Source organism: Limnohabitans sp. INBF003 (assembly GCF_055396645.1).
In genome coordinates, this window is sequence record NZ_AP029222.1 from 1,314,233 (window position 1) to 1,329,517 (window position 15,285).

Below are 15,285 nucleotides of genomic sequence, written 5' to 3' on the forward strand. Positions count from 1 at the left end.
ACCCTTCATTTTTTACCCAGACCCGACCCCATGACACAAGACGAACTCAAAGCCCTGGTGGGCCAAGCCGCCCTGAAATACGTTGTTCCCGGCGAGATCGTCGGCGTGGGCACGGGCTCCACGGTCAACAAATTCATCGACGCGCTGGCGACCATGAAGGACCAGATCAAGGGCGCGGTGTCCAGCTCCGAAGCCTCCACCGTGCGCCTCAAGGCCCTGGGCATTCCGGTGTTTGACAGCAACGAGGTGGAGAGCCTGTCGGTCTACATCGACGGCGCTGACGAGATCGACCACCAAGGCCACATGGTCAAGGGCGGCGGTGCGGCGCTCACCCGCGAAAAAATCGTGGCGGCGCAGAGCAAGCAGTTTGTTTGCATCGCCGACGAGAGCAAGCTGGTCGATGCCTTGGGCGCGTTCCCACTGCCCGTTGAGGTCATCCCCATGGCCACCGCCCGTGTGATGCGCCAGTTTGTAGCCATGGGCGGCAGCGCCACCGTGCGCCAAAAAGACGGCCAGCCGCTGGTGACTGACAACGGCCAGCACATCGTGGATGTGAAGGGCTTGAAGATCACCGACCCGGTGGCATTCGAGACCGAAGTCAGCCAATGGCCTGGCGTGGTGACAGTGGGCGTGTTTGCCTTGCAAAAAGCCCAGGTGTGTTTGCTGGGCACGTCTGCAGGGGTGAAGACGCTCAATTTTTGAGAGAACCGATGCCCTTGTGGGAGGCAGCTCCTGCGGCCGATTGCCCGTTGGCCTTGGTCACCATTCGCGAGCAGGGGCTCGCTCCCACAAAGGCATACAGGCGACACAGGCATCCGCTTGTCTTGCGTGGGAGGCCGCCCCTGCGGCCGAATGGTGGTGCCGCTTAGCGCCTTTTGAGGTCAGGTTCTCAAGCTTTTCGCAGCAGCAAACGCAAATCCGGCCCGATCCGGTCCACCGCGTGAAAGGCCAGCTTCACCGCGCCGCCCAGATCGGTGAGTGCGGGCAGATTGGCCATGCCCTGGCCGGGGCCCAGCAGCTGGGGCGCGATGTAGACGAGGTATTCGTCCACCAGCCCTTCGCGGATGAAGGAGCCGTTGAGTTTGTGCCCGGCTTCCAGATGCAGTTCGTTGATCTCGCGTCGTGCCAGGTCGCGCAGCATGGCGGCCAGATCAACCTTGCCGCCGGGGCCGGGGCAATCGATCACGGTCACGCCCCGTGAGGTCAGCGCAGCGCGTTTGTCCGTGTGCTCGTCCGTGGCGGTGTAAATCCAGATGTGCCGGGCTTGCTCGCCTGTGCCTTGCGTGTCGAGCAGTTTGGCGGTCAGGGGCATGTCCAGGCGGCTGTCGATCACCACCAGATGGGGTTGGCGCGGAGTGTCCACGCCGCGCACGTTCAGTTGCGGATCGTCTTCGAGCACGGTGCCGATGCCGGTCAGGATGGCGCAGGCACGGGCGCGCCAAGCGTGGCCGTCGGCACGGGCCTCGGGGCCGGTGATCCACTGGCTTTGGCCGTTTTGCAAAGCGGTTTGGCCATCGAGCGAGGTGGCCACTTTCATGCGCACCCAGGGCAGGCCACGTTCCATGCGGCTGAAAAATCCGATGTTCAGCTCACGGGCCTGAATGGCTTCGTCTGAGGTGGTGGCCAGCGTTTCGGTTTGCACACCCGCTGCCGCCAAACGCGCCAGGCCCTGGCCCGCCACTTGGGGGTTGGGGTCGGTCATGGCCGAGACCACGCGGCCGATGCCCGCTGCGGCCAGCGCATCGCAACACGGCCCGGTGCGGCCCTGGTGGGCGCAGGGTTCCAGAGTGACCCAGGCGGTGGCCCCTTTCACGCTGTGGCCGCGCTCGGCGGCGTCGCGCAGCGCCATGATTTCGGCATGCGGGCCACCGGCCCGCTGGGTGTGGCCTTGGCCCAGCACGGTGCCGTCGGCCGCGGTGATCACGCAGCCCACACGGGGGTTGGGTGAGGTCAGCCACAGGGCTTGGCGAGCCAGGTCCAAGGCGCGTTGCATGGGGGCAGGGTGAACGGTCGAAGAGGGCACAGCGGTCAACAAATGAAGGGTTCTGGTGGCGCGGCCAAACGGCCCCGCAGACTAAGGCGAGGATACGCCAACCCACAAGGGGATGGTCGAAGCGCTGCTGTGCCATTCGATGCGGGTGTTGGCGGTGCTGCCCGGCCCTGCATTGGCGCCGCTGCCGGAGCCGGTCCCGGAGCTTGGGCTGGCGCCTGTTCCGCTGGCCGTCCATTCCACGCTGACTTGCAGGTCGTTGACCAGGCCGTCGCCTCGGGGTGTGCTGCGCGTTTGCCGGGTGTAGCGCACGCCTTGCACCTGGATGACCTCTTGACTGGGGCAGGGGACGGCATTGGTGCTGGCATGCAAGCAGTCCATTGCTTCCTGGGCCAGGTGCTGGGCCACGGTGTGTTGGCGGCTGGCGCTGGCCATGTGCAGGGTCTTGAGGGCCAACTGCGTGGCGCCGACCAGCCCGATGCCCAGCACGGCCGAGGCGATCAGGGCTTCGATCAAGGCCATGCCTTGTTGGGCGCGAGGGCCGCTTGTCATGGCGTGCCCTCGCTCCAGCTGCCATTGACGCGCTGGACCCGTGTGGCATCCATGCCTTCGGGCCAGTTGAGGATGTAGGCATTGCGGCCTTCTGGGCGGGCCAGCACCGTGCCAGAGCGCCACTCGGGCAAGCCCGATTCCACCACCAGCTGGCCTTCGATGGTCCCAGCTTGCCAGCCCCGCATCTTTTCATCGTTGCACCCGGCGTCGAGCAAGACGCTGCCCACAATGCGCACACTGGCACCGATGCGCGGACAGCGCTGCGCACAGGCTTGGGCAGAAAACACCAGCAATGCCGGTGCGTTGGCCCTGCCCACGCTTTGCTGCCAGTCGCCAGGGCTGTCGATCCAGTAAATCGAGCGCGGGGGCGTGGTTTGCGCCGTCAGACCGTTGCGTTCCTGCGCGGTGGACCAGGCTTGCAGTTGAGCGTCTGTGATATTGCCCAGCACACTGCGCCAGGCGGCACGGCTGCAGGGGCTGCGCGGCACGGCCGTGCCGGGCCCGGTTTTGCTGCCCCCGCCGGGCAAGCTGCTGGGGCTGAGCGCGAGGCAGGCATTTTTTTCGGCACTGGAGATACTGCCGTTGCGGTTGGTGTCCACCACGAAATGCGTTTGCACGGCAGGGGCCTTGGCGGTGCCGCTGCAGGCGTCGCCCTTGCTGGTGAGGGGGCACACGCGCAGGCTGGTGCCGGCAGCTTCGCTGATACAGCCGTTCAGCACCAGTGCAGCAGGTGCAGCCAGGCCTGGTGCAGGGGCCACAAAGGGGATGAAAAGGCTCGCGCGTGCCTGTGCCCGGCTGTTTTGACCGGTCATGCTGGCGCTGGCATGCACCGTGAGCACATGCGGCGACTGGACCAGATCGCGCACGGCGGTGGCGCTCAGTTGGGCCTGGGGCATGGTGGGGTGCGGCGCAACGCTCAGGGTGCTGCACTGCCACTGCGGGCCGGTCACGCCCACCGGGCAGTCGGTGCGCGTGGTGAGCAGCGCATCGGCATGGGGGCTGCTGTTCGCGATCGCGGCCTGTGCTCTGGCCAAGGCCGCATCGGCAGCCAGTCGGGCCTGGCTGGCATGCGCATGGTTCTGGCTGGCGAGTTGGTCCATCAGCACGCTGCGGGCGCTGTAAAAACTGGTCAAGCTGGCCAGAATCACCAAACCGATGGCCACCATCAAAGTGATGGCCCCGCGTTGCGGCTGGGAAGAGCGATGGCTTGTCATGGGCAAAACAGCGCTTGCTTGCTGGCGGGCAAGTCGTTGCGCAAATGCACGGTTTGCGACAGGCTGACTTGGCGAGCGGCATCACCGGGCCACTGCGCCGTCAAGTCCATGCGAACGCTGCGGTGCAGCCAGCCATTGCGCAGCTCACAGCGCAGTTGCCAGTTCAGTGCGGTGATGCTCAGATTGGCGCTGTCGGTGATGGCTTGCCAACTGCCGTTCGAGCTGCATGTCCTGCGTGCGTGCAGCGCCTTGTCGACCAGACGAAAGCCCATGCATTCATCGTCGTCCCGCTGGCCATTGTGGTTGCGGTCATAGCTGAAGTCGATCCAATCGCCCTCGATGCTAAAGTCTTGCCAGTCTTGCCAGTCTTGGCAAAACGGGTCGTCACAAGCCGTGGGCGATCGGGTTTCCCATGCGTTGGCTGTGTATTGGGCTTTGCGCAGTTCCCGGGTCATCCAGTCCGTGGCCGAGCGCAGGTCGGTGTGCAGGTGGGTGTCTTGCAAAACCGCGCGGTGGCCGCGCAAGTGATTGGCCAGCATGGCGCTGCCTGCAGCCAGAACGACCAAACCCACCGCCATGCCCACCAGCAAACCCATCAGTGTTTCGCCTGTTTCACGCAGCCGCTGGACGGTTTTCATCGCCGCCAGCAGCGTGCAGGGTCGCTGTCAGGGTATTCGCCGGCACCGAATGTGGCTGTCGCCGTGCCCTGCCAACTCAAGCGCAAAGGGCTGCAATCGCGGTCTGCCGCTTGGCCAACCAGGCCAATGGCCTGCGCGGTGTAGCCCTCGGCAGTGGCGTCTGACAGGGTGATTTGGTAATGCCCCAGTGGCGATCGGTCGCTGGCCCAACCCAAGGCACTCAACGAATCGGCGTAGCTGTCGTGGGTGCCGCGCCAACGGGCCTGTTCCATCTGCAACTGGAGCAAGGCCGCTTGTCCATCGGTGCGTCTTGCCTGGCGTTGCTGCTGCTGGTAAGCGGGCAGGGCCAGCGCAGCGAGCACGCTCATCAGGGCCAGGCTGATCAGCAGTTCGGCCAGCGTCCAGCCTTGGCTGCGTGTGCTCAGCGGTGGGTTGGGGCCCCTTCGTGGCATGGGCATGCGTTGTCTCCCTGATGTGCTGGTTGATTGTGGTCTTATGTATTCATCTTGTACAGTCCAAAGCGTTGCCGCACTTTGTATGGGCCCTGCTGACCCCAATTACTCGCGAGAAAAACCATGCGCCCTCCCATTCACCCTTTATTTACACGCCGACCCGGTCGACGTAAACATGACAGTGCAGAGGGCTTCACCCTGCTGGAGGCTTTGGTGGTGCTGGCTTTGCTGGGCATTCTGGTAGCCATGGCGGCGCCTGCCATGTCGGACATGCGTGCAAGGCACCAGTTGCAGGCCCAGGCGGAAGGGCTGCTGGACAGCTTGGTCCTTGCCCGCTCAGAGGCCTTGCGCCGTCAGCAACGGGTGAGTTTGTGCGCGAAGGCCAGCAACGGCACCTGCGATGCCAATGGCCATTGGCAACAAGGCTGGTTGGTGTTTGTGGATGCCAACAACAATGCCCTGCACGATGCAGGGGAGGTGCTCATCGAAGCGCATGCCTCTTTGCCAGCGGTCGTGCAATTGGGCATCACCCAGACGGTGAAGACCTATTTTTCTTACGGGGCCGAAGGGCGCAGCATGAGCACCAACGGTGCGTTCATGGCCGGAACATGGCGCTTTTGTCAGGCGTCGTCATCGGTGGGCTGGCAGGTGGTCAGCAATGCCTTGGGCAAGCCCCGGATTGAGAAATACACACCACAGGATTGCCCATAAGCACATCCGGCACATGCCTGGCCTGTTGGCGTGGCCTCTTGGGTCACGTCAGCTTTGGACTTCGTCAACCAAGGTCTTGAATTCGTCGATGTCTTCAAAATTGCGGTACACGCTGGCAAAGCGCACATAGGCCACCTTGTCGAGCTTTTTCAGCTCGCGCATGACCAATTCGCCAATGCGGTGCGAAGCGACTTCGCGGCTGGGCAAGGCCAGCAGTTTTTCTTCAATGCGCTCGATGGCACCGTCGACCTGTTCGGTGCTCACGGGGCGCTTGCGCAAAGCCAGGTTCAGGCTGGCGCGCAGTTTGTCGCGTTGGTATTCGATGCGTCGGCCGTCTTTCTTGACGATGGCTGGAAAGTTGACTTCCGGCTTTTCGTAAGTGGTGAAGCGCTTATCACACGCCCCACATTGACGGCGACGGCGGATGAAATCCCCGTCTTCGGCCAGCCGTGTCTCCACCACCTGGGTTTCGAGGTGACCGCAAAACGGGCATTTCATCGCGCGGGCCGATCAGCCGTAGACCGGGAAGCGGCTGGTCAGGGCGTGCACCTTGGCGCGCACGGCGGCCAGGTTGGTTTCGTCCAGCGGGTTGTCCAGCACGTCGGCAATCAGGTGTGCGGTGGCGCGGGCTTCCTCGTCCTTGAAACCGCGGGTGGTCATGGCCGGGGTGCCGATGCGCACGCCGCTGGTCACAAACGGCTTTTCAGGGTCGTTCGGGATCGCGTTCTTGTTGATCGTCATGTGGGCGCTGCCCAGAGCGGCTTCGGCCACTTTGCCGGTGATGCCTTTGGCACGCAGATCGACCAGCATGACGTGGCTCTGGGTGCCGCCACTCACGATGCGCAGGCCGCGCTCGGTCAAGGTCTGGGCAATTATCTGGGCGTTTTTGATCACCTGGGCCTGGTAAGCCTTGAATTCAGGCTGCAGCGCTTCCTTGAAGGCAATCGCCTTGGCCGCGATGACGTGCATCAGCGGGCCGCCTTGCAGGCCGGGGAAGATGGCGCTGTTGATGGCTTTTTCGTGCTCGGCCTTCATCAAGATGATGCCGCCGCGCGGGCCGCGCAGGCTCTTGTGGGTGGTGGAGGTCACCACATCAGCGTGCGGCACAGGGTTGGGGTACTGGCCAGCGGCGATCAGGCCGGCGTAGTGGGCCATGTCGACCATGAAGATCGCGCCGACTTCTTTGGCGACTTTGGCAAAACGCGCCCAGTCGATGTGCAGGCTATATGCCGAAGCACCGGCCACGATCAGCTTGGGCTTGTGTTCGCGGGCCTTGGCCTCCATCGCATCGTAGTCGATGGCTTCGTTGGCGTCCAGGCCATAAGACACGACGTTGAACCACTTGCCCGACATGTTCAGCGGCATGCCGTGGGTCAGGTGACCGCCTTCGGCCAGGCTCATGCCCATGATGGTGTCGCCGGGTTTCAGGAAAGCCAGGAACACGGCTTCGTTGGCCGATGCGCCGCAATGGGGCTGCACGTTGGCACAGTCGGCACCAAAGATTTGTTTGATGCGGTCAATCGCCAGTTGTTCGGCCACGTCCACAAACTCGCAGCCGCCGTAGTAGCGCTTGCCGGGGTAGCCTTCGGCGTATTTGTTGGTGAGTTGCGAGCCTTGCGCGGCCATCACGGCGGGCGAAGCGTAGTTTTCGCTGGCGATCAGCTCGATGTGGTGTTCCTGACGCGCGTTTTCGGCCTGGATGGCGGCAAAAATTTCGGGGTCGGCTTGTTCAATCAGAATGTTGCGGTCGTACATGGCAGTCCTTCAAAAGAGATGGAACCTTGGCAAGAAATGGTGTTTGACAAGGGCTGCCCAGGCGAACGGCTGAAAACCCTGGTCGTGGCCTTGAAGGCCGGTTCCGGGCTGTGCGCTTCCCAGTGGTTTGGGGTGGTTCCATGTTGGAGTGGCACCGCGGTCCACGTCAGAGTGATCTCGTCTTCCGGGGAAAACGGGGCTCCTATCGCCAGTCGCGCACCTGAATAGTGTATCCCAGCCTTACAAGCGCTTGAGATTCGGTTCTTTTCACAGTGGGCTCAGGCGGCCTCGGGCTGACACGGCTGCGGTGTTTTGCCGATCCGTGAGTTTTTCAAGCAATTTTTGCTCGGCCAACACCCTCTCGACATACAGGTTTTCGGTGCTTTGGCCCGAAGAAATGCCGTACAGGCGCAAGGCGTCTTCCAGTGTGTCGGTCTGTTGAATCAGCGCCTGCAAATGGCGCACACCAACCCGCACATTGGTCAACGGGTCGAAAGCCGACAATTGCCCGCCAAACCGGCTCAGCTCATCCACGTGGGCTTTGCGTTCAATTTGCATCAAACCGACCGTGCCTTGGCTTCCGGAGGCAAACGGGTTGAAGCGGGATTCGACCGCCATGATCGCCAGGATCAAACTGGGCGGCAGTTGGCTGCGCTCCCCAATGGCCCATGCTTCGGACACGACAGCGCCCAAGGGCTCGCTGGACACACGGTACTTGCGGCTGAGCCACCGGGTCACCAGCAGCTGGTCGGCGGTCAGGTTTTTCAGGCTTTTGGCCGTGAGGCGATGGGCCGCATGGCCGGATTCAGGGGCGTCTGAAACTTCGCCTTGCCTGATCTCGAGCCAGCCCAGCAGCACCTCGCTGGCCGATGCCTGCAGGTCGGGGCGAGACACAAAAGTCAGTCCCACCATCACGACCACCAAGCCAATCAAGGCCAGGCTATGGCGGGTGATTTCTACAAAACCTTCGCGAACGTCCGCAGCCCAAGTCTGCAGACTCAGGGCCAGGCGGGACATGTTCAATGTCAATGGCGCTGTCATAGCACTTCCTCTCATGCCAAGCGGCAGTGACTTGGCAATCACTCGGGCGCTTGTGGGTGGGGGGGACGCATTCTGCAAAACAGCGGCAGGCTGGTGCAGATTTAGCCGGGGTCGGCAGCGGTATCGGGTTATCCCTAGGGCGGGATGTGGGTGAATTCTAGGAGTATTTAATATCAAGTCAAGGCTATCAAGGTTAATAAACATGCATAAAAGAAATATAGAGGCCATCATGTGAACGAAATGACAAGAGATTTCCACCGATTCGTACAAGAGAGCCGGGTCCGGCCAAATCCCGGCGAAAATACGAGGTTGTCGACAGCCGACCTTGAAAATTTTTGCAAGGGTGTCCGGCCCCGACACTGATGCCGTATTTGGCATGGACTGTGTTTTTAAAGTTTTTACCGTGACTTCATCTTCTAAGCCTCTTGACCTCGCCGCTCTTGACCAGTTGACCGGAGGGGCCTTCCAAGCCGTCACCTCGGGTGAGCGCAGCGCCCGTTTGCGTGAATGGCTCTTGACCGAGCCCACGGCTGACGCATTGGCCGAGGTCTATCGCGAGATGTCCACGCGCGACAAAGGCGCGGCCAAGCTCCTGAAAGAAAAGCTCGACGAGCTCAAACGCGTGCACGGCCAAGAAGCGCTGGCCAGCGACTGGGCCCAAAAAGCCGAGCAGATGCTGCAGGCCCCGCGCCTGAACATTGGCGATGCCATGGCTTGGCAGCGCGATGCCGCCAAAGCCGGTGCGCCACTGTCGCGCGAGCCTTTGGCCAGTTTGAAGGTCCGTTTGGCCGAAGTCGTCAAGGGCGTTGAGGATTTGCAGCACCAGGTGATGGTGCAGCGCGAAGCCGCCGTGTTGTTGGCGCAGCGCATCGAAGTGCTGTCCACCAAACCCATTGCCGAAGCGCAAGCGGCTCTGGCAGGCCTGCAGACCGATGTGGCCCAGTGGCAATCGCAGGCCCAGCAATTGACCACCAACGCCGTTTGGCCCAGTGTGGACATGAAGTTTCCGAGCCAGCTGGATGCGGCACTGAACCAGCTGCAGGCGGTCTGGGATGGTTTTTCGGCGGCTTTGACGTTGGCGCAACAAGCCCAGGCCGACGCGACCGCGGCCTTGCCCTCGGTGCCGGTTTGGGCCGATGAAATCCGCCGTTTGCGCGGCGAGGCCGTGGCCGAAGTGTCCGCTGCAGCATCTGGCGTAGCGGCCACCGAAGCCGCCAAAGAAGCCAAGCCCGCCAAACCCAAGATGGACGCGGCCCAGCGTCAGGCGCTGCGCGAGCAGGCCAACAAGGCCGTGACCGAAGTGCTCGAAGCGCTTGAAAAACAAATCACCGAACCCCCGGTGCCCGCCGATGCGGCAGTCGCTTTGCGCGCCGCACTCAAGACCCATGGCAAAAACCTGGACACCGCCCTTGACGAGCGCGTGCACAAGGCCCTGACCGCCACGGGCGATGCCGAAGGCTGGCAGCGCTGGTTGGCCGATCAGGTCCGTCAAGACCTGGTGAACCAAGCCGAAGCCTTGCTCGATGCCGAAAAAGCCCCCACCATGGGTGGCCGCAAGATGCAAGACAAGCTGCGCCAATTGCGCGAGAGCTGGAAGCAAACCGACCAAGGCGGCTTGCCCAACCACGCCTTGTGGAAGCGCTTTGATGCCGCCTGCAACGAAGCCTACAAAGCCGTTTTGGCCTGGCTGGAGCAGATGAAAAAAGACTCGGCCGAGCACCGCGCGCAACGCGTGGCCTTGCTGGAAGAAGTCAAAGCCTGGACGACTGCCAATGCCGAGAGCGACGACTGGCGCGCCCAACTGCGCGCCTTGCACCAGTTTGCCGACCGCTGGCGCAATGCCGGCCACCTGAGCGAAAAAGCCTTTGGTGAAATGCAGTCGCAGTGGAAGGCCGTGCTCAAAGCCGCCGCCGCCCGATTGGAAGCCGCCCAAAAAGCCAGCGTCGAGCGCCGTCAGGCCCTGATCAACGAAGCCCGTGAAGTGGGTGCAGCACCCGCCTTGCGCGTGGACGCGGTCAAAGCCCTGCAGCAACGCTGGCAGGTCGAAGCCCAGTCGGTGCCACTGGACCGCAAGACCGAACAAAAACTGTGGGAAGTGTTCCGCGCCCCGCTGGACGAAGCCTTCCAGCGCAAAGGCACCGAGCGCCACGCCTCGGCAGCCCCGTTGACCGCCCGCGACCGCGCCGTGATCGACGCGTCCAAAGCGCTGGACGAAGCCAATGCCGCAGGCGATGCGGGCAAGATTCGCGCCGCCATGGCCGCACTGGATGCCGCTTTGCGTGGCCAAGCCCAAGAAGCCCAGGCTGTGCAAGCGGCACCCACCCCCGCGCCAACCACAGAGTCTGCGCCTGCTGTTGCCGCCGCTTCCGAAGCCTCCGCCGAAGAAGCCGCACCCGCGGCCGAGACGGATGCTGCGGCAGAGGTGCCCGCCGATGCCGCTGAAGCCACTGCCGAAAGCGTTGAAAGCGCCGAAGCAGCCCCGGCCGAAGCACCTGCAGCCCCCGTGGCCCCGCCCAAACCGGCCAAGCCTGTTGTGGCTGTGCGCGGCGATGACCGTCCGGGTCAAAAGAAAACCGAAGCCGCCTCCGGTCGTGATGGCCGCCGCGACGGCCGTCCGGGTGAGCGGGGTGCCCGTCCGGGTGGCGACCGTGGACCTGGCCGCCCGGGTGAGCGTGGCTCAGACCGTTTTGGCGATCGGGGTGGTCGTGGCGAAGGCCGTGATTTCCGCGAAGACCGGGGTCCGCGTCTGGGCGATGCCGCTTTCCGTGCCCAGCGCGAAGCCATGGAGCGTGCCGAAATGTCGCTGCGCAAACTGGCCGCACAAGCCCACGGCGAAACCCTGACCCGTTTGATGGGGGCTTGGCAAGAACGCCAAGCCGATGCTTTGCCCAGCGCACAAGAGTTGGGCAAAGCTATCAACGCCTCGACCCGTCAGGCTTGGGCGCAAGCCGTCAGCACACCCGCCAAAACACCGGCGGCCACCGCTTTGTTGCGCCTGGAGATGGCTGCCGAAGTGCCCACACCCGCCGACAGCTTGAGCGAGCGCCGCATGCTGCAATTGCAACTGCTGACCCAGCGCAACCAACCCGGCCCCCGCGAAACCTGGGGCCAGGATGTGGCGCAGGTCTTGTCTGGTCCGCACGAGGAAGCCACGGCACGCCGTTTGCAAAACGTCTTGAAGAACCTGCTGCGCGGCTGATCGGCCGGTCAAATGCCGTCACATGCAAAACGGCCGCTCATGAGCGGCCGTTTTTGTTTCTGCATGGGTCTTGGAAAGAAAGCCGCTTTAAAGCCAATCGATCCGTTGTGAGCCGCCCGAGCGTTGCAGCCTGAACACCTGCGCCCGCAAAGGGGCGTGGTCGAGCGACCAATCGCTCAGTACATGCCGCTGCGCCTGGCCTAAAGCATGGTCGGCGGGGCGGTGGGTGTGGCCGTGAACCAACCGATCCGCCTGGGCCTGCGCGAGCCAGAACAGGCTCATCTCGGGGTCGGCATCGGCAAACGTCATGCCTTCGTGCTTTTGTGACTCGCTCAAAGCACGCAAGCTGCGGGCAAATTCCTGGCGCTCGGCCAAAGGTTTGGTCAAAAACGCTTGCTGCCATTCGGGATTGCGGGCCTGCAGTCTAAAGGCCTGGTAAGGCTTGTCGTCCAGACACAGGGCGTCGCCGTGGCTGAGCAAAATCCGCTGTGTACCCAATTCGAGCAAAGTGGGGTCGGTCAGGGGCTCAACGCCACAACGGCCCAGGTAATCCGGGCCCACCAAAAAGTCGCGGTTGCCGGGCATGAAGGCGACATGGGCGCGCTGTGCGGTTTGGCGCAACACTTCGGCGCAGCTTTGCAAAAACGGGTCGAGCGCGGCGGCATCATCACCCACCCAGACCTCGAACAAATCGCCCAGAATCAGCACCGCATCGGCCGGGGTGCGGGCCATGTAGTCCCGCCAGGCCTCAAAAGTGGCGGTCTCGGACGCCTGCAAATGCAGGTCCGAGATCAGGTCCACGGTGTGCCATGCCGCAGGCGCCGTCAGCAAGCCGATGCTTGGCCGGGTGTTGCGCGGGTCAGCGGACATGGCCAAGCCGGTCAGATGGCGACGGCTTTTTCGATCACGACGTCTTCTTTGGGCACGTCACCGTGGCCGCCGCGGTTGCCGGTTTTCACGCCTTTGATCTGGTCCACCACTTCGGTGCCCTTGACCACTTTGCCGAACACGGCATAGCCCCAGCCTTGCATGGACGGTGCTGTGTGGTTCAAAAAGCCGTTGTTGGCCACGTTGATGAAGAACTGGGCCGTGGCCGAGTGGGGTGCCGAGGTGCGGGCCATGGCCACGGTGTACTCGTCGTTTTTCAGGCCGTTGTTGGCCTCGTTTTCAATGGTGGCATCGGTCGGCTTTTGTGCCATGCCAGGCTCAAAGCCGCCGCCCTGAACCATGAAGCCGGGGATCACGCGGTGAAAAATCGTGTTGTTGTAGTGGCCCTTGTTCACATAGGCCAAGAAGTTTTCGGTCGACTTGGGGGCTTTTTCAGCGTCCAGTTCGAGGGTGATGACGCCGTAGCCGGTGATGTGCAGTTCGACTTGTGGGTTGCTCATGGTGTTACTTCAACAAAGTGATGGATTGAATGAGGACCGGTGTCTTGGGGACATCGGAGGGAAAAGGACCGCCTGCCCCGGTGGGGGTGGTCCTGATTTTTTGGACCACGTCCATGCCGGACGTGACTTTGCCAAAAACGGTGTAGCCAAACAGCTGGGGCGCGTTCAGCAACTGGGCGCGGGCCACTTTCTCGTACACGCGGCCTTGGTATTCAAATTTGGCGACCGGATCGCCATCGGGGATTGGCGTGGGGTCCAGAAACGCGTTGTCCACCACGTTGATGAAAAATTGCGCGGTGGCCGATTGCGGGTCGTTGGTGCGGGCCATGGCCAGCGTGCCGGTGGTGTTTTTCAGGCCCGCTGCAAGCGCTTGGCGGCCTTCGTGTTGCACAGGTGCACGGGTTTTCTTCTCTTTGTATTGAGGGTCATAGCCGCCGCCTTGCACCATGAAGCCCGCAATCACCCGGTGAAACACCGTGCCGTCGTAGTGCTTGTCGTTCACGTACTGCAAAAAGTTGGCCACGGTCTTGGGGGCCTTGTCGGCGTACAGCTCAGCTTCAATGTCCCCCATGGAGGTGCTGATGCGCACTTTGCTCACGCCGCCTGTTTGTGCTTGGCCTGAGATGAATGCACTAGCCGGCTTTAATGCTTGGGCTGCGAAGGGAGTAGTTGGCACTGGATTTATCGGGGTCGTTACTTGAGTAGGCTTGCTGCTTGCCACTTGTATCTCAGCTTTTGTCAAAGCTGTAATTCTTGCTCTAGCAATACCTACGAAAATGCCATTTGGAAACTGCTCCAAATATGCGTTGACCTCGGTGACGTCCTTACTATCTTTAACGGATTCCCAAAATAACCGGTCATCACTAAAAACAGATGGGGCTACTTGAGCGCTACATTCGCCAAAACAAAAATCCCCCTCAATGCTGCCTTCCATCCAAGGTTCTTGATTGCCGTTCGATACGACTTTGACTCGACTTACCACCTTCTTGATAATTTGCTCGATTGGTTGGTTGGTTTTATTGATCTGATCCAGCAAAGCGCTGGTATAGAGGCCATTGCGGCCAGTGCCATCAGCCGCCACGCCACCTGGTCGGGTGGCAAAAGAGATTAATGTTCCTGACGGCGCATTGACTCGACTCAAGCCATTTGCAGCAGACCTGAAGCTGCGGGAATAGGGATTGTTTCGGCATGCATCCAAAAAGACCAAGTTCAACCGTGTCTTTGCATCGCCCAGCACATCCATGATTTGGTTAACGGCAAGGCTTTGAGTTGGCACGTCCTCTTCACTATTGATGTCAGAGTCCACTGCAGGAAAGTAATTTTCGCCTTTAATCTGCAGGCCGTGTCCTGCATAGAAAACCAATGCCACACTTCCAGGTGTTAACTTGGAACGAAACTCTCGCAAAGTGCTACCGATCTGCTTGACGGTCAGGTTGCTACGCTCAACAACTGTAAAGCCCATAAGCTTGAGTTTGGCCGCCATATCCTTGGCGTCGTTGGTGGGATTTTTAAGGGGGGCCGTTTTATATGCACCATTACCCACAACCAGTGCTACTCGGTTTTCTTTTTGTTGAGCGAAGCACGCATTACTGAAAACAATCAACACAATTAAGATTAAACGCAGCAGCATGGTTACTCTAGATAAAGTGCTTTGTATCAAGGCGCCGAAGACTTCAAGATCTGCTCGGCCGCCAGGCGTTTGTTCGTCGCGCGGGGCTGCGATGGCATGGCTTTGTTGGCGTTTTGGTAGGCCTCAATGGCCAGCGCGATGTAGACATCGCCCAGGTTTTCGAGTGCGGTGGCGTAATCCGGGCGGGCACGCACAGCCGCTTGCAAGGCGTCCAGGGCTTCTGCGTAGCGGTTTTGACGGGCCAGCAGGGCAGCCAGGTTGTTGTGGGGCTCGGGCAACTCGGGGAAAGACCGGGTCAGGGCCTGTAGCGTTTCCATGGCGGCAGCCGTCTGGCCCTGGCCGTCCTGGATGCGGCTGAGCAGCAAACGCATTTGCGGGTCGGTGGGTTTGGTTTTCAGGTGCTCTTCGGCCTGGGTCTGGGCTTTGGCCCATTGCGCGGTGTTGACCAGGCGGTTCACATCGCTGTAGACGTCCGCTTTGGCGCCTGCACTGAAAGCCAGCAAAAGACAAGACAGGACGATGGGAAAGAGTGAGTGCATGCGCGCCAAAAGTATCGAATCTGGGCTGCCAAGAACTGGGAGCGGGGCCCCTGACGGGGATATACTGGACGGTCATTGTAGCGGAGGCCATGTGGCCGCAACGCTGCCTGCGAGACCTGCTGCCCACGTGTAAGGCGGCTGCTTTTCAGCTGAATCTCCCGCTTCCCTCTTGCTTG

General features: G+C 61.7%; 15 protein-coding genes and 1 pseudogene. 3 read left to right on the forward strand and 13 right to left on the reverse strand.

Annotated features, from left to right (window positions below; translation table 11 throughout):
• The first annotated feature begins 30 nt into the window (after window positions 1–30).
• Complete coding sequence (gene rpiA, locus ACZ5VE_RS06050) at window positions 31–702, forward strand: ribose-5-phosphate isomerase RpiA (protein ID WP_464457122.1); 672 nt, start codon at window positions 31–33, stop codon at window positions 700–702.
• Between the two features lie 187 nt (window positions 703–889).
• Here the strand turns inward: rpiA and ribD are convergent, their stop codons facing one another.
• The 5 genes from ribD to ACZ5VE_RS06075 form a co-directional block, all read right to left on the reverse strand.
• Complete coding sequence (ribD, locus tag ACZ5VE_RS06055; protein ID WP_464457123.1) at window positions 890–1,993, reverse strand: bifunctional diaminohydroxyphosphoribosylaminopyrimidine deaminase/5-amino-6-(5-phosphoribosylamino)uracil reductase RibD; 1,104 nt, start codon at window positions 1,991–1,993, stop codon at window positions 890–892.
• An 81-nt stretch (window positions 1,994–2,074) separates the two neighbouring features.
• Window positions 2,075–2,542, reverse strand: a complete 468-nt coding sequence (locus tag ACZ5VE_RS06060; protein ID WP_464457124.1) for a type IV pilus modification PilV family protein — start codon at window positions 2,540–2,542, stop codon at window positions 2,075–2,077.
• Window positions 2,539–3,756, reverse strand: coding sequence for a hypothetical protein (locus ACZ5VE_RS06065; protein ID WP_464457125.1), 1,218 nt, complete (start codon window positions 3,754–3,756; stop codon window positions 2,539–2,541). The genes ACZ5VE_RS06060 and ACZ5VE_RS06065 overlap by 4 nt, the downstream gene beginning before the upstream one ends.
• Window positions 3,753–4,394 (reverse strand): PulJ/GspJ family protein, encoded by a 642-nt coding sequence (locus tag ACZ5VE_RS06070; protein ID WP_464457126.1) that lies wholly within the window; start codon window positions 4,392–4,394, stop codon window positions 3,753–3,755. Before ACZ5VE_RS06070 ends, ACZ5VE_RS06065 begins: the two co-directional genes overlap by 4 nt.
• The gene (locus ACZ5VE_RS06075) at window positions 4,391–4,852 is read right to left on the reverse strand and encodes a type IV pilin protein (RefSeq protein ID WP_464457127.1); all 462 of its coding nucleotides are present in this window, start codon (window positions 4,850–4,852) and stop codon (window positions 4,391–4,393) included. Before ACZ5VE_RS06075 ends, ACZ5VE_RS06070 begins: the two co-directional genes overlap by 4 nt.
• Window positions 4,853–4,969: 117 nt before the next feature.
• Between ACZ5VE_RS06075 and ACZ5VE_RS06080 the strand changes: the two genes are divergently transcribed.
• Window positions 4,970–5,557, forward strand: coding sequence for a GspH/FimT family pseudopilin (locus tag ACZ5VE_RS06080; RefSeq protein WP_464457128.1), 588 nt, complete (start codon window positions 4,970–4,972; stop codon window positions 5,555–5,557).
• 48 nt (window positions 5,558–5,605) lie between these two features.
• Here ACZ5VE_RS06080 and nrdR read toward each other — a convergent pair whose 3' ends face one another.
• The 3 genes from nrdR to ACZ5VE_RS06095 form a co-directional block, all read right to left on the reverse strand.
• Window positions 5,606–6,055 (reverse strand): transcriptional regulator NrdR, encoded by a 450-nt coding sequence (gene nrdR / locus ACZ5VE_RS06085; protein ID WP_464457129.1) that lies wholly within the window; start codon window positions 6,053–6,055, stop codon window positions 5,606–5,608.
• 12 nt (window positions 6,056–6,067) lie between these two features.
• Window positions 6,068–7,312, reverse strand: coding sequence for a serine hydroxymethyltransferase (gene glyA, locus ACZ5VE_RS06090; protein WP_464457130.1), 1,245 nt, complete (start codon window positions 7,310–7,312; stop codon window positions 6,068–6,070).
• Between the two features lie 267 nt (window positions 7,313–7,579).
• A complete protein-coding gene (locus tag ACZ5VE_RS06095; protein WP_464457131.1) occupies window positions 7,580–8,353 on the reverse strand; it encodes a lytic transglycosylase domain-containing protein in 774 nt (257 codons plus the stop codon).
• Window positions 8,354–8,729: 376 nt separating this feature from the next.
• Between ACZ5VE_RS06095 and ACZ5VE_RS06100 the strand changes: the two genes are divergently transcribed.
• Window positions 8,730–11,552: a DUF349 domain-containing protein gene (locus ACZ5VE_RS06100; protein WP_464457132.1), complete on the forward strand. Its 2,823-nt coding sequence runs from the start codon at window positions 8,730–8,732 to the stop codon at window positions 11,550–11,552.
• Between the two features lie 87 nt (window positions 11,553–11,639).
• Here ACZ5VE_RS06100 and ACZ5VE_RS06105 read toward each other — a convergent pair whose 3' ends face one another.
• From ACZ5VE_RS06105 to ACZ5VE_RS06125, 5 genes and pseudogenes are all read right to left on the reverse strand, one after another.
• Window positions 11,640–12,422 carry a UDP-2,3-diacylglucosamine diphosphatase gene (locus ACZ5VE_RS06105; RefSeq protein WP_464457133.1) on the reverse strand — a complete coding sequence of 261 codons (783 nt, stop codon included), beginning with the start codon at window positions 12,420–12,422 and terminating at the stop codon, window positions 11,640–11,642.
• Between the two features lie 11 nt (window positions 12,423–12,433).
• The gene (locus ACZ5VE_RS06110; protein WP_464457134.1) at window positions 12,434–12,940 is read right to left on the reverse strand and encodes a peptidylprolyl isomerase; all 507 of its coding nucleotides are present in this window, start codon (window positions 12,938–12,940) and stop codon (window positions 12,434–12,436) included.
• Between the two features lie 4 nt (window positions 12,941–12,944).
• Window positions 12,945–13,511, reverse strand: coding sequence for a peptidylprolyl isomerase (locus ACZ5VE_RS06115; protein ID WP_464457450.1), 567 nt, complete (start codon window positions 13,509–13,511; stop codon window positions 12,945–12,947).
• A 354-nt stretch (window positions 13,512–13,865) separates the two neighbouring features.
• A pseudogene (locus ACZ5VE_RS06120) lies at window positions 13,866–14,570 on the reverse strand (caspase family protein); the annotation flags it as partial.
• Window positions 14,571–14,596: 26 nt separating this feature from the next.
• The gene (locus ACZ5VE_RS06125) at window positions 14,597–15,109 is read right to left on the reverse strand and encodes a tetratricopeptide repeat protein (protein ID WP_464457135.1); all 513 of its coding nucleotides are present in this window, start codon (window positions 15,107–15,109) and stop codon (window positions 14,597–14,599) included.
• Window positions 15,110–15,285 lie beyond the last annotated feature (176 nt).